This window comes from Butyrivibrio fibrisolvens (assembly GCF_037113525.1).
Taxonomy (GTDB): Bacteria; Bacillota; Clostridia; order Lachnospirales; family Lachnospiraceae; genus Butyrivibrio; species Butyrivibrio fibrisolvens.
Genome location: NZ_CP146963.1, coordinates 3,793,715 through 3,806,940, shown reverse-complemented (window position 1 = coordinate 3,806,940; position 13,226 = coordinate 3,793,715). Strand labels below are relative to the sequence as shown.

Here is a 13,226-nt window from a genome sequence, read left to right as displayed (position 1 = left end):
ACTGATTATTATTAAAAAGATTGCGACTTACAACATAGATTTCAAAGTTAGGACTTGCTGTTAAGAAGTTCAATAACAGCGCTACCATTACGTTTTGCCTTAACAATATACTCAGGAATCGCTTCTTTCAGCTTCCCGGTAATTTCATCAGCATGTTCATTAAGCCATTCATAGCCTTCTATAAGCTGCTTACTTGACTTTAGGTCCTGAACTGGTAGCACATATTTTTCCTCAGTTCCAAAGAGATCTTTGGCAATTCCTCTTGCCTTAACCGAATAACCGATAACTAGAGTTGGTACACAGGATGAGTATGCGGCAATAGTTGCATGAGTTCTTGCTCCTATAAAGAGTCTGCATCTTGCTATATAGCCCTTAAGCTCAGGGGCATTATGATCTTTAATAAGAAGAACCCGGCCTGTGTCCTTGAACTTCTCATAAAGGCTTGTAAGAGGAATGTTGTCGTTACTTCTATCCCAGACAACGTGAGGTATAAGGGCAACAGTATTATCAGTAGTATCTAAAATGTGTCTGATAAGATCTTCATAACACTTAAGTGCAATGTCCTTATCTTCAGCGTACATTCCAATAAGAGGACTTAAGTTAAGTCCTATAGTCTTTCCTTCCTGCCATCCTTCCGGAAGAGGGAGAAACTTTGTATCAAGTGTAAAAGCAGGATCCGGAGCAAGTTCAAGCCTTTCTTTAGATACGCCTGCATCCAAAAGGGCATTATAAGTAATGCTTTCTCTTGCGAGGATCTTGTCATACAGCTTCATATCAGCTGCTACGTCACTTCTTTTTACAAGGTCAGGTTCAACGCTGCAGCCAAGAAGGATAGTTTTAGTGCCAAGCTTATGGAGCATGCTGTTAGTAAGCATGATCTCTTCCACCATGTAATCGTAGCAGTAGGTATCGCCTCCGATAGATACGCCTACCTTTGGAGGGTTCTTGTACATGGGTTTGAATCTGTATCTGAGAAAAGACTCTTTGTCTCCTGTTAACTTTCTGTAGACATAGTAAAGAGTATGATTTATGACATTTCTTGCCATATGCTTTTCTTCAACAAAATGGCATATGTCTTCAGGAACATATAGAAGGTCCTCGGCTCTGTCATTTGTCATTACGTCAGGTGTGATAGTAGGGTCCTGACTGTGAAGAAGTTCTGTAAGAGATCTTACGATTGCTTCGCAGCCATGGTTGCCACTTCCTGAATGCATGTATAAAGTAACTTTATTATTCATAAGTATATGTCGCTATTATCGACAATCCTTTCTTAATTTGGTTCAAGTCATAGAACATTATAGCATAGACAAGGTGTGGTTGTTATAAAGCATAAAAACTGATCGGTATAATGCTTGCGATATACTTGGTAAATCATGCGTTTTGGTTGACACCAAAAATTGCCGGTGCTATGATGTAGCTGTTCAGAGATAGAGGTTGCGTGTTTTATTAGTACATTCTTGGATGCTGCAGCGGTACTTGAAGAGAATGGAAAGGAAAATGCGCCGAAAGGTTCGGAAGCAGCTGCATTCCGGATTCTTGGGCATACATCTAACAGGTGTATGACTGTCATCAGTAATGATGGGGCGCTATCCGATAATCCCAATAATTTTGGAAGATTGTAGGGTGAGCGCACAAAGGGCGCTCACCCTTTTGTGTAGATTAGCCGGGCAAGTAGAGCGTGGACCTGGCAAGAGAATTATTTAAGGAGGCACTATGGCAGTATTTAAGGGAGCAGGAGTTGCTATTGCAACACCATTTAATCAGGATGGATCAGTTAATTATGATGAGTTTGCACGTCTTATCGAGTACCAGATCGCAAATGATACAGATGCGATCATCGTATGCGGTACTACCGGTGAAGCTGCAACAATGAGTGAAAAGGAACACATGGATGTTGTTAAGTTCTGTATAGACAAGGTTAACCATCGTATACCTGTCATTGCAGGTACAGGTTCTAATTGTACTCAGACAGCGGTTGAGCTTTCTAAGGAAGCAGAAGAGTATGGCGCTGACGCTGTTCTTTCAGTAACACCTTATTACAACAAGGCTACACAGGACGGACTCGTAGCACACTTTGGCGCAGTTGCTGATGCTATCAAGATCCCTGTTATCATGTACAACGTACCAAGCCGTACAGGTTGCAATATCCTTCCTGCAACAGCAGCAAAGCTTGTCAGAGAGAAGGATAATATCGTAGGAATCAAGGATGCAGCTGGTAATCTGTCTCAGACTGCAGAGATGATGCACCTTACAGATGGCGCTATAGACCTTTATTCCGGTAATGATGATCAGGTAGTTCCGATCATGTCACTTGGCGGAATCGGTGTTATCTCCGTTCTTTCTAACGTAGCTCCAAAGCAGACTCACAAGATGTGCGAACTTGCTCTTAAGGGTGATTTTGCCGGTGCTGCAGATATCCAGCTCAAAGCTATCCCGCTCATTAAGGCTCTTTTTGCAGAAGTTAATCCTATTCCTGTAAAAAAAGCTATCGAGTTCCTTGGCTTTGAAGCAGGTCCACTTCGCCTTCCTCTTACAGAAGTTAGCCCTGAGCATGCACAGCAGCTCAAGAAAGCTATGCAGGACTTTGGTCTTATCTGATAGATAATAGTGAAAGCATATAGCGAATGAATAGTAGCGAATATGTCTTTCACTATATTTTTACAATAATAACAAATGTTTAGTATTAGTGGAGGAATAATATAAATGGTAAAGGCAATAATGAACGGCTGCAATGGCCGCATGGGACACGTAATTGTAGATATTGCAGAAGCTGATAATGATATCAGTATCGTTGCAGGTGTAGATAAGTTTGGAGAGAACAATTATTCTTTCCCGACATTTAATAGTATTGCTGATGTAAATGTTGAAGCTGACGTAGTAATAGATTTTTCTAACGCATCAGGAGTCGATGAACTGTTAGATGTATGCGCAGACAAAAATCTTCCTGTAGTACTGTGCACAACAGGTCTTTCTGATGACCAGCTTGCACATGTTAACGTGGCATCTAAAAAGATCGCTATCCTTAAATCAGCTAACATGTCAGTTGGCGTTAATGTCCTTATGAAGGTCCTTAAAGAGGCAGCTAAGGCTCTTGCAGGATCAGGCTTTGACATGGAGATCGTAGAGAAGCACCATAATCAAAAACTTGATGCACCGAGCGGAACAGCTATGTCTCTTGCAGAAGTTATAAACGATGCAGCAGGCGGAGACTACGAGTTTGTATATGACCGTTCAGCAAGACGCGAGAAAAGACCTGAAAAGGAAATCGGAATAAGCGCAGTGAGAGGCGGCACAATAGTTGGTGACCACGACGTTATCTTTGCAGGAACTGACGAAGTTATAACATTCTCACACAGAGCATATTCAAGAGCTATTTTTGGTAAGGGAGCAGTAGAAGCTGCCAAGTTCCTTTCAGGAAAACCTGCAGGAATGTATGATATGTCAGATGCACTCGGCCTTAAATAAGCGGAGGTGTAATCTTGATATTCAGACCCTGTATTGATATTCATAATGGAAAAGTTAAACAGATAGTAGGCTCAAGCCTAAGGGACAGTCAGGATGAATCTACCGATAATTTTATTTCAGAGCTTGACGGAACCTACTATTCGGATTTATATTGTACTCTTGGCCTTAAAGGTGGCCATGTTATTATCCTGAATCCTGCAGGTAGTAAGTATTATGATGAGAGCCTCAGGCAGGCTAAGCTTGCCCTTTGTGCTCATCCCGGCATGCTTCAGATAGGTGGAGGGATAAACCCTGATAATGCCAAAGCTTTTCTGGATGCAGGAGCTTCACACGTAATAGTCACATCCTATGTATTTAAAGATGGCAGGATCGACAGAGATAAACTTGAAATACTGAAGAAAACAGTAGGAAAAGAGCATCTTGTTCTTGATCTTTCCTGTAAGAAAAAAGGTGATGACTATTATATAGTTACTGACAGATGGCAGAAGATGACAGATACGAAGCTTTCTATTGAAACGCTTGATGATCTTTCAGACTCTTGCGATGAGTTCCTGATCCATGCAGCAGACGTGGAGGGAAAGCAAGGCGGAATAGAAGAAAATGTCGCTACTTTACTGGGAAACTGGGCTAAGATACCTGTGACATATGCAGGTGGTGTCCACAGCATTTCGGATATTAAAAAGCTTAGGGAAATAGGAAGAGCGAAAGTAGATGTTACAGTTGGTTCTGCACTGGATATTTTTGGCGGATGCCTGAGTATAAAAGATGTGATAGATGCTTGTAAATAGCCAGGAAGGTATATAATACAAAACCGGAGCAGCCTCGCTGCCCCGGTTAATTGTTGGAGTAAAATAAATCTTTGCTTTATAGTTAAGGCGGACCTTACACAAAAGCTTACATCCGTACTATAGATGGGATGTCTTCGATATTATTTAAATATCAAAGCTTGTTTACGTTTACTGCCTGAGGTCCTTTTTCGCCCTGGATTACATCATACTCTACAGAAGCACCTTCGTCGAGAGACTTGAAGCCTTCCATGTTGAGTCCTGAATAGTGTACGAATACATCGTTACCAGCTTCATCAGAGATGAAACCATAGCCTTTCTGATTGTTGAACCACTTAACTGTACCTTTGTTCATTGTAATACCTCCACTGGATAATAAAAAAGTAATCACTACGCTGTCTGATGTTTGTATAAAGTCTATAGCCAACATACCTACTCAAACAACAAATCTAGGTTATCACAAATATCAACAAAAGTAAAGATGATTTTTTGCATCTTTTTAGAAAATTATAACAAAATAATAAAGTATTTAATGAATAAAGGTCTGTACTTTACTTCACAACTTTACTATGATAAAATGTTCAAGGAATAAAGCATATTAAAAACAAGTTAATCAAATTGGAGGATTATCAAAACATGAATAAGAAAATACATACAGATTCAGTGGACCATTTATTTGAAGCGGTTCTTTGTCTGCAGAATAAGGAAGAGTGCTACAGCTTTTTTGAGGATCTGTGCACAGTAAATGAGCTTTTATCTCTTTCGCAGAGATTTGAAGTTGCATCAATGCTTCGTGATAAGAAGACCTATCTTGAGATTGCTGAAAAGACCGGAGCTTCTACAGCGACTATCAGCCGTGTTAACAGATCACTTAACTATGGTGATGACGGATATGAAATGGTATTTGAAAGACTTCAGTAAGTTTTTCTGATTTCAAAACTTACCCTGGTCGGTATCAGATGGTAGCGATAGGGAAATATATATGTTCCAAATCAAAAAGAAGACCGCGAGGGTCTTCTTTTTGATTTTAGGAAATCAGTGACTTTTGTCACTTTATTCCAATAGTCATGCTCTATGTTGTTACATCATTCATTTGTTATCTGATTCAACTGTTGCAGCAGCTCTTTCCTTGGCCTGTGTTGCAGAGTTGATATCTGTAGTCATTGTACATCTGCCCTGGAAGATGGCGTTTTCATCGATTACGATGCTCTTTGTTGTAACGTCGCCAACAAGCTTACCGCTGTCGCTTACTTCAAGCTTTCCGGAATTGCAATCAATATTACCGGTGATCTCGCCTGCAAGGAATACATTCTGGGCTGTAACATCGCCGTTAACCTTACCGCTCTGACCGACAATGAGACTTCCCTCGATATGAACAGGACCATTTATTGTTCCGTCAATACGGGTAGTATCACGAGCACTGAAAGCTCCATCACAAGTTGCGCCTGCACCGATAAGAGTTACAACCTTTTGAGCTTCATCCTCATATGTACTGATTGGGGGTGTCTTTTGTTTGCTGCTGTTGAACATATCTATGTTCTCCCTTCACATTAATCTTGATAATAGATTTAGCCGTTAATCTCGAGCATATCTTCCGGATTAACAAATTCATCATTATATTTTATCTGATAGCCGAGAACTGCTCCTTTATCCCCAACAAGGAAAAGAGCTGAACCTCTGCTTACACTGTCGCCTTCTTCAACAAGTACAGTACCGGAAACACGATAGATACTCTTATAACCATTACCATGATCTATAGTGATACATTTTCCGTATTTGGAATCAGATGTGATAGTAAGGACTGTTCCTGCTCCTGAAGCAACTACATGTGAACTGCCGCTTGCATTAAACACAAGAATGTTATCGCCTTCTTTGGCGTTATCTTTGGAATCTGAAGAAGGATCATCAAGACGAGCTTCATAGGAAGCCTGGCTTGAAAGCGGGAATCCTTTTGGAAGAGCTGCTTCGATCTTGGCTGCTTCCTTGGCTTCTTCATCATCTACCATTATATTAAGGGCTTTACTAACCTGTTCGTAGTTAGCCTGAAGTTCTGAATTAGCAGACATAAGACTGGAATTCTGTGAAGAAAGTTCGCTTATCTGTGCATTCTGCTGGTCGATAACTGCCTGCATGCTTGTCTGCATAGCAGAATTCGAGGATTGTAGATTTTTAAAGCGTAGCGTAATATATGCGACATAGCATACGATTGCAACCAGTATTGCAAATAGAGAAAAAGCAAGCACCTGTGTAGCCACATGCCCCAAGTGAATCTGTTTACTTTTCCTGTCAGAATCACCAGAAATGATCATGAATGTATAGTGTCTTTTATGGCGGTGCTTACGCGGTTGTAGTTCTTTACCCATCAATCATTAACCTCCACCTTTAAGGACCTCAAGTACGTATTCTAGCACACGCCAGGTTTAATAGCAACAAAGCGTTAATATTTATGTAACAATGTCATAAAAACATAGATGATTTTTGGGCAGATTGTTAAGCTGTTGAATTTTTTATTTGAATAGAGTATTATTAGAAAAGCCTTAATGTGGGAGAGTATCTCCCCCTGGCAAAGATTATATAAGAAAGCAGGTTACAGATATGGCATTACTTAAAAAATGGAGAGACATGGCTTATTCAGAGACAGCCAACAAGGGTGATCTCCAGAGATTATGGACAGAATATTTCGGAAAAGAAAAAGATATTTATGCAGAGCTTCTTAAGAATCCTGATGAAGAAGTAAAGGGAACAGTTAAGGAACTTGCTGATAAATATGGCGTTGATATTATGACAATGACAGGCTTCCTTGATGGTATCGATGAAAGCCTTAAAGTTGCTAATGATATCGAGAACATGGAAGAGGATACAGTTGTAAGCCTTGGTTTCGACAAAGAGCTCCTTTACAAGAACATGGTAGCTGCTGAAGCTGACTGGCTCTATAACCTTCCTGAATGGAACGAGATCTTCGATGAAGATAAGCGCAAAGAGCTTTACAAAGAGCAGAAGAACTCACGTACAGTTCACAACGCTCCTAAGATCTATCCTAACGATCCATGTCCATGCGGAAGTGGTAAGAAGTACAAGAAGTGCCACGGCAAGAACGCTTAATAAGCTGATGACTATGCCTTTACAAATATCTGTAAAGGGCATATAATCATAAAAACCTAAATATAGATATATCATTTCTATATTTTTAAATCGTTGACGAGAAGAGTAAGCAGTGAAATTCCTCAGAGAATGACACCGGGTTTATCCTGTGCTGTGAGTGTCTGGAAGGAAGCTGACCGAAAACTAACTCTGAGAGGCCCCAATCCGGCACGGTGATTCCGTTATAATCCAATGAGATATCCTTTTGGAAGAAGTTTTTTTCCTAAGGATAAAGCAAGGTGGAACCGCGTTAATTACGCCCTTTGCATTACATTACTGTAGTGCAAGGGGCTTTTTTAGGTCCGTTTTTCGGATTCTAAACTAAGCAATAAGCCTTTTGCACCCATGAGCACAAAAAGTGCAGAAAAGGAGAATTAAAATGGAAAAAGAAGAATTCCTGCAAGTTTATCGTCATTCACTGGCACACATTCTTGCAAAAGCCGTAATCGAAATTTATGGCAAAGAAAACGTTCAGTATGCAATCGGACCACAGATCGATGATGGTGCATACTATGATTTCGTTATCGACAAGTCTATAAGCCCTGATGACTTTAAGACTATCGAAGACAAGATGCGCGAGATCATCAAGAGAAGAGAAGACTGGACAAGAAAAGAAGTATCCAAGGAAGAAGCTCTTGAAATGTTCAAGGATCAGAAGTTCAAGACAGAGCTTATTCAGGAACTTCCTGAAGATGAGACTATCACAGTTTACTATACAGGTGAAGATTATGTAGACCTTTGCCGCGGACCTCACGTTGCTAACTCTCAGGAACTTATGAACTGCTCATATCAGGTTAAGTCTGTATCAGCAGCTTACTGGAGAGGCGATGAGAAGCGCGATCACATGCAGAGAGTTTATATCTATGCATTCCCTGATAAGAACCAGCTCAAGGCTCACCTTGCAATGATCAAGGAAGCTATGGAGCGTGACCACAAGAAGATCGGTAAGGACCTTGACCTGTTCATGTTCAATGAGACAGCTCCTGGTATGGCTTACTGGCTTCCAAGAGGATGGAGAATGTATCAGGAACTCCTCAAGTTCTCAAGAGAGATCCAGGACAAGCACGGATACACAGAAATCTCCGCTCCTTTAATCAACAACAAAAAGCTCTGGCTTATTTCAGGCCACTGGGCTCACTATGTTAATAACATGTTCATGGTTCCTGGTATTACAGATGGAACTAAGGCAGAAGATACTATCTCAAGCGATGAGACAGCAGCTCGCTTCTCACTTGAAGCAGAAGATACAATGGCAGCTAAGCCTATGAACTGCCCTAACGCTATGATGGCTTATAAGAGAACTAACCACTCTTATAAAGAGCTTCCTATCCGTTACAGTGAGTATGATGTTCTTCACCGTAAAGAGAAGTCTGGACAGATGAACGGACTCTTCAGAGTTCAGGAATTCCGTCAGGATGATGATCATACATTCGTAACAGAAGAGCAGATCAAGTCTGAGATCAACGATGTTATGAACATCGCTGATGAGATCTATGGCACATTCGGTATTACATACCGCGCTGAGTTCTCAACAAGACCTGATGATTTCATGGGTGATATCGAAGTTTGGAACAAAGCTGAAGCAGCTCTTAAGGAAATCCTCGATGACAAGTATGGCGAAGGCGGATACGAGATCAACGAAGGTGATGGTGCTTTCTATGGTCCTAAGATCGACCTTCAGATCAAGGATGCACTTGGACGTGAGTGGCAGTGTGGTACAATGCAGCTCGACTTCCAGCTTCCTCACAACTTCGAGCTTACATACCAGGACAAAGATGGTCAGATGAAGCAGCCTGTAGTTGTTCACAGAGCAATCTATGGTTCACTTGAGCGTTTCATTGGTATCATCACAGAGCACTTCAAAGGTGCATATCCATTCTGGCTCTCACCTTATCAGGTAGGTATCGTTCCTATCAGAGAAGAGCACAATGAGTATGCTGAGAAGATCGCTAATGAGCTTACAGCTAACCATGTTCGTGTTGAGCTTGATACAAGCGACAGCAACATGAAAGAGAAGATCAAGAAGTTCAAGAACTACAAAGATCCATACATTCTTGTTATCGGTGACAAGGAAGCCGCAGAAGGAACAGTTTCAATCAATGTTCGCGGTTCCAATAAGCAGATCCAGAATGTTCCTTTCAAGAAGTTTGTTGAGATGTGCAACAAGATGAATCTTGAAAGATCACTTGAGCTCATCCAGTCTCTTGATGAAGAATAATATTTAAACCAAAGGCATGCAGGTTATCCTGTATGCCTTTTATTGTGCGCTTGGCAGGCACAAGGTATAATTAAAAAGTGATCTGACAATATTTCTAAGATATATGTGATTCAAACATTTATATTTTTCTGCGTGGCAATGATGGATTATAGGGGGAACTTTAATGAATACATTACTAGATGGGAAAAAGATTACTATTGGCACCTGTTACTATCCTGAACACTGGCCTGAAACCATGTGGCAAGATGATCTTGAAAGGATGAAGAGAACAGGAATTGAAGTTATCAGGGTTGGAGAATTCTCCTGGAATCTGACAGAGCCTGTTGAAGGAACCTATGTCTATGATTTCTGGGATGAGTTTCTTGATCTTTGCAGCCGCATAGAAATGAAAGTTATCTTCTGTACACCTACAGCTACGCCTCCAGCATGGCTTACTGAGAAGTACCCGGAAGTATTAAATGCAAAAAGAGACGGAAGTCTTATCTATCATGGCGAAAGATGTCATGTCAATCACAATAATATAGTTTTCAGACAAAAGACAGAGCTCATAACAGAGCATCTGGCTTCTCATTTTGGTTCACACCCCAGCATCATTGGATGGCAGATAGATAATGAGATCAATTGCGAGACAGATGAGTTTTATTCTGAAAGCGATGATCTTGCTTTCAGAAACTGGGTTCAGAATAAATATGAAAGTCTTGATGCACTTAACGCAGCATGGGGAACCAGATTCTGGAATCAGACCTATTCCTCTTTTGTCGAAGTACATATTCCAAGGCAGACTAATCATAACGTAGGAAATCCTCATCAGAATCTGGACTACAGAAGATTCGTATCAGACTCCGCCAGAAGCTATATAAAGCTTCAAAGTGATATAATCCGCAAGTACCTTAAGGAAGGTGATTTTATCACTACTAATGGAATGTTCAATCTGGACAACCATTCCATGAACAAAGAATCTCTTGATTTCTTTACATATGATTCTTATCCGGATTTTGCTTTTGATGAATATTATGAGACAAGAGGCGCAAGAGACCTTCTTGACCGTAACTGGAGCAAGAACTTATCAGAAGTAAGAAGCATCTCAGAACCATTTGGCATAATGGAACAGCAGTCAGGAGCAGGCGGCTGGACCACAAGAATGAGAATGCCTACTCCAAGGCCCGGACAGATAAGACTTTGGACTATGCAGTCTATAGCACATGGTGCTGAGTATGTTTCATATTTTAGATGGAGAACTGCTACAGTCGGAACAGAGATATACTGGCACGGAATACTTGACTATTCAAACCGTGATAATCGCAGGAAAAGAGAAGTTGAACAGGTTTGCAGTGAAGTTAAAAAGCTATCAAGGATCTGTGGCAGTAGATATGCAGCCAAAGTTGCAGTAATTAAGACCTGGGATAATGAGTGGGATGCCCAGTGCGACAACTGGCATAAGATGCTTGAAGATATCAGTCAAAAGGGCATATATGCAGCTGCAACAAGAAGTCATACTCCTCTTGACTACGTTTTCCTTGGACCTGAAACATCTGCTGAAGACCTTGGAAAGTATGACCTTCTGATCTTCCCTCATGCAGTTGTAGTAACGCAGATGGAAGCCATGATACTTGAAAGATATGTTAAAAATGGTGGAAGGCTTCTTCTTGGATGCAGGGCAGGTCTTAAAACTTCCGAAGGCCACATTACTATGGATGACCTTCCCGGAGTATTTAAGCAGATGGCAGGCTGCGTTGTTACTGAATTTACGCCTGAAGCTCCCGATGAAGAGAATATTTATGTTATAAAGCCCGGAGATAATGGGCAGAAATTCAGGATGCATGCACAGGGATTCTTTGATCAGTTTGAAGTGACATCTGAAACGGCGCAGGTTAAGGGAGTATATGACAGCACCTATATCAAAGATGAACCGGCGCTTGTTAAAAATGTTTATGGAGAAGGCAGAGTTTACTGCTTTGGAAGTACCTTCCCGGAAGATACGGCAGCTGGCCTTCTTAAGATGCTTGGTGTAAGTAATCCTTATGAACAGTATCTTGACCTTCCTGAAGAGTGCGAGCTGGCAGTAAGAACCGATGGAACTTATACCTGGCTGTTTGTACTTAATTATGACAAGTCAGAAGCTTCACTTGATATAAAAGAAGAGATGCTTGATGTATTAAATGGTGGTAGCGTACACGGAACATATAAGCTTCCGGCATACGGTGTCGCAGTGTTTGAAATTTAATTTTATTTCTAAGAATGAGCGAATCTAAGAAAAAATATCTAAAATAAGTAAATCAAAAAAGACAATGCGTTTAGATAGTTAAACGGCATTGTCTTTTTTAATATCACATAGGATTGTTATTATAATTAGTGTTTATATAGAATCAATCTTCTTAATAATATCAGATGCGAAAACATGTGCTCTTAAAAGGTCCTGCCTGTCAGGATGAGCCTTTGCCTTATCATAGGCATCGATTACGATCTGCAGCTGCTCGTCAGAACACTTACCTCGGCAGGCTTCATACTTTTGCCTGAATTCTACGGGCATACGTCCCTGGCAAAAATATGATCCAAGAACTTTGTTATCATTTGGAAGCCATGTAGTTGCGGCAAACTCAAGCTTTTTGTAGTAAGCATCAGTATTGCCAAGGCCGCAGGTTCCGAATATGGCAACGTTCTTGCCGTGAAGAGAAGAAAGAAGATCGATTATTTCCATAGAACATGTTCCGCAGTTAGCCCAGAAGCCGATAAAGTAATTCTCAGCTTCATGAAGACCTGCAAAAGAGCGGATATTAATGATCTCTTTTCTTGAATCAGGGATCGCATTATATATTTCTTCGGCAATCTTTTTGGTATTGCCTGTTTCGCTTGCATAAGCAACAAGATATTTTAGCATATGAAAACTTCCTTTTTATCAGATGCAGAAAAATGGAACAAAGCAGCCACCACCGCCGCAGCAGACATTGCAAAGGATCATAGTCATGCATAGCCTTGAACAGTCCACGCTTCCAGCAAAAGGATATCCGTAAGAAGAGCTTTGCTGCATATACCAGCTTCCGCCGGAACTTAAGATCTGAACAAGTTCCTGATAATTACGGTTGCCCGGCTCCATCTGTGCTGCCATCTGGGCATGCTGCAGAGCAGTTGCATTATTACCTACGCCATTGTTGGCAACAGCGCTGTAGTAATACCACATGGCTGATCTGTTCTTAATAGTATCAAGTACGTTAAGAGCTTCTCTAAAATGGCGGCCCTGTATATAATTGACCGCTGCACGAAGGTGGATGGAATCCTCGTCATCTTCACCTGCGCTTCTTTGATTATAAAAACCACCAAATCCAAAATCACCAAAGTCTCCGAAACCGCCAAAACCGCCGTAGCCGGAACCATATCTGCCTGAAGATCCTGACTGTGAATAGTCACCGGATCTCTCTCTCATTATCTGCTGATATGCCTGCTGGACAAGCTTGAACATTTCTTCAGCTTTATCTTTATGTGGGTTATTAACATTAGCATCGGGATGATATTTTCTGGACATATTCCTGTAGGCCTTTTTGACCTCATCATCACTTGCGTCTCTTGATATTCCCAATACCTTATACGGATCAGACATTATTATCGTAATCTCCTGACTG

Annotated in this window: 13 protein-coding genes and 1 riboswitch; of the genes, 7 read left to right on the top strand and 6 right to left on the bottom strand. The window is 41.0% G+C overall.

Going from position 1 to position 13,226, the window contains the following annotated elements; translation table 11 throughout:
- Positions 1-47: 47 nt before the first annotated feature.
- The gene (locus WAA20_RS16005) at positions 48-1,238 is read right to left on the bottom strand and encodes a polysaccharide pyruvyl transferase family protein (protein WP_073389013.1); all 1,191 of its coding nucleotides are present in this window, start codon (positions 1,236-1,238) and stop codon (positions 48-50) included.
- A gap of 182 nt (positions 1,239-1,420) precedes the next feature.
- Positions 1,421-1,597, top strand: a riboswitch (Lysine riboswitch).
- Between the two features lie 116 nt (positions 1,598-1,713).
- On the opposite strand from WAA20_RS16005, the gene dapA reads away from it, so the two are divergent.
- The 3 genes from dapA (at position 1,714) to hisA (ending at position 4,253) form a co-directional block, all read left to right on the top strand.
- Positions 1,714-2,598, top strand: a complete 885-nt coding sequence (gene dapA, locus WAA20_RS16000; RefSeq protein WP_073389011.1) for a 4-hydroxy-tetrahydrodipicolinate synthase — start codon at positions 1,714-1,716, stop codon at positions 2,596-2,598.
- 105 nt (positions 2,599-2,703) lie between these two features.
- Positions 2,704-3,465, top strand: coding sequence for a 4-hydroxy-tetrahydrodipicolinate reductase (gene dapB / locus WAA20_RS15995; protein WP_073389009.1), 762 nt, complete (start codon positions 2,704-2,706; stop codon positions 3,463-3,465).
- Positions 3,466-3,479: 14 nt separating this feature from the next.
- Positions 3,480-4,253 (top strand): phosphoribosylformimino-5-aminoimidazole carboxamide ribotide isomerase, encoded by a 774-nt coding sequence (gene hisA / locus WAA20_RS15990; protein WP_073389008.1) that lies wholly within the window; start codon positions 3,480-3,482, stop codon positions 4,251-4,253.
- A gap of 151 nt (positions 4,254-4,404) precedes the next feature.
- Here the strand turns inward: hisA and WAA20_RS15985 are convergent, their stop codons facing one another.
- Positions 4,405-4,605 (bottom strand): cold-shock protein, encoded by a 201-nt coding sequence (locus WAA20_RS15985; RefSeq protein ID WP_022755461.1) that lies wholly within the window; start codon positions 4,603-4,605, stop codon positions 4,405-4,407.
- Positions 4,606-4,886: 281 nt separating this feature from the next.
- Here WAA20_RS15985 and WAA20_RS15980 point away from each other — a divergent pair, with 281 nt between their 5' ends.
- Positions 4,887-5,171, top strand: a complete 285-nt coding sequence (locus WAA20_RS15980; protein WP_073389006.1) for a YerC/YecD family TrpR-related protein — start codon at positions 4,887-4,889, stop codon at positions 5,169-5,171.
- Positions 5,172-5,339: 168 nt separating this feature from the next.
- On the opposite strand, the gene WAA20_RS15975 is transcribed toward WAA20_RS15980, so the two are convergent.
- Together WAA20_RS15975 and WAA20_RS15970 are read right to left on the bottom strand one after the other, a co-directional pair.
- The gene (locus tag WAA20_RS15975) at positions 5,340-5,780 is read right to left on the bottom strand and encodes a polymer-forming cytoskeletal protein (RefSeq protein WP_073389005.1); all 441 of its coding nucleotides are present in this window, start codon (positions 5,778-5,780) and stop codon (positions 5,340-5,342) included.
- A 38-nt stretch (positions 5,781-5,818) separates the two neighbouring features.
- Positions 5,819-6,613, bottom strand: coding sequence for a M23 family metallopeptidase (locus tag WAA20_RS15970; protein WP_073389003.1), 795 nt, complete (start codon positions 6,611-6,613; stop codon positions 5,819-5,821).
- 232 nt (positions 6,614-6,845) lie between these two features.
- On the opposite strand from WAA20_RS15970, the gene WAA20_RS15965 reads away from it, so the two are divergent.
- The 3 genes from WAA20_RS15965 (at position 6,846) to WAA20_RS15955 (ending at position 11,833) form a co-directional block, all read left to right on the top strand.
- On the top strand, positions 6,846-7,352 hold the full coding sequence (locus tag WAA20_RS15965) for an SEC-C metal-binding domain-containing protein (RefSeq protein WP_073389002.1): 507 nt from the start codon (positions 6,846-6,848) through the stop codon (positions 7,350-7,352).
- Between the two features lie 418 nt (positions 7,353-7,770).
- Positions 7,771-9,609 (top strand): threonine--tRNA ligase, encoded by a 1,839-nt coding sequence (thrS, locus tag WAA20_RS15960; RefSeq protein ID WP_242951206.1) that lies wholly within the window; start codon positions 7,771-7,773, stop codon positions 9,607-9,609.
- Between the two features lie 163 nt (positions 9,610-9,772).
- Positions 9,773-11,833 (top strand): beta-galactosidase, encoded by a 2,061-nt coding sequence (locus tag WAA20_RS15955; RefSeq protein ID WP_073388999.1) that lies wholly within the window; start codon positions 9,773-9,775, stop codon positions 11,831-11,833.
- 132 nt (positions 11,834-11,965) lie between these two features.
- On the opposite strand, the gene bilS is transcribed toward WAA20_RS15955, so the two are convergent.
- Together bilS and WAA20_RS15945 are read right to left on the bottom strand one after the other, a co-directional pair.
- Positions 11,966-12,487 carry a flavodoxin family protein BilS gene (gene bilS, locus WAA20_RS15950; RefSeq protein WP_073388997.1) on the bottom strand — a complete coding sequence of 174 codons (522 nt, stop codon included), beginning with the start codon at positions 12,485-12,487 and terminating at the stop codon, positions 11,966-11,968.
- A gap of 18 nt (positions 12,488-12,505) precedes the next feature.
- Entirely contained in the window at positions 12,506-13,204 is a 699-nt protein-coding gene (locus tag WAA20_RS15945) for a J domain-containing protein (RefSeq protein ID WP_073388996.1), read from the bottom strand.
- Positions 13,205-13,226 lie beyond the last annotated feature (22 nt).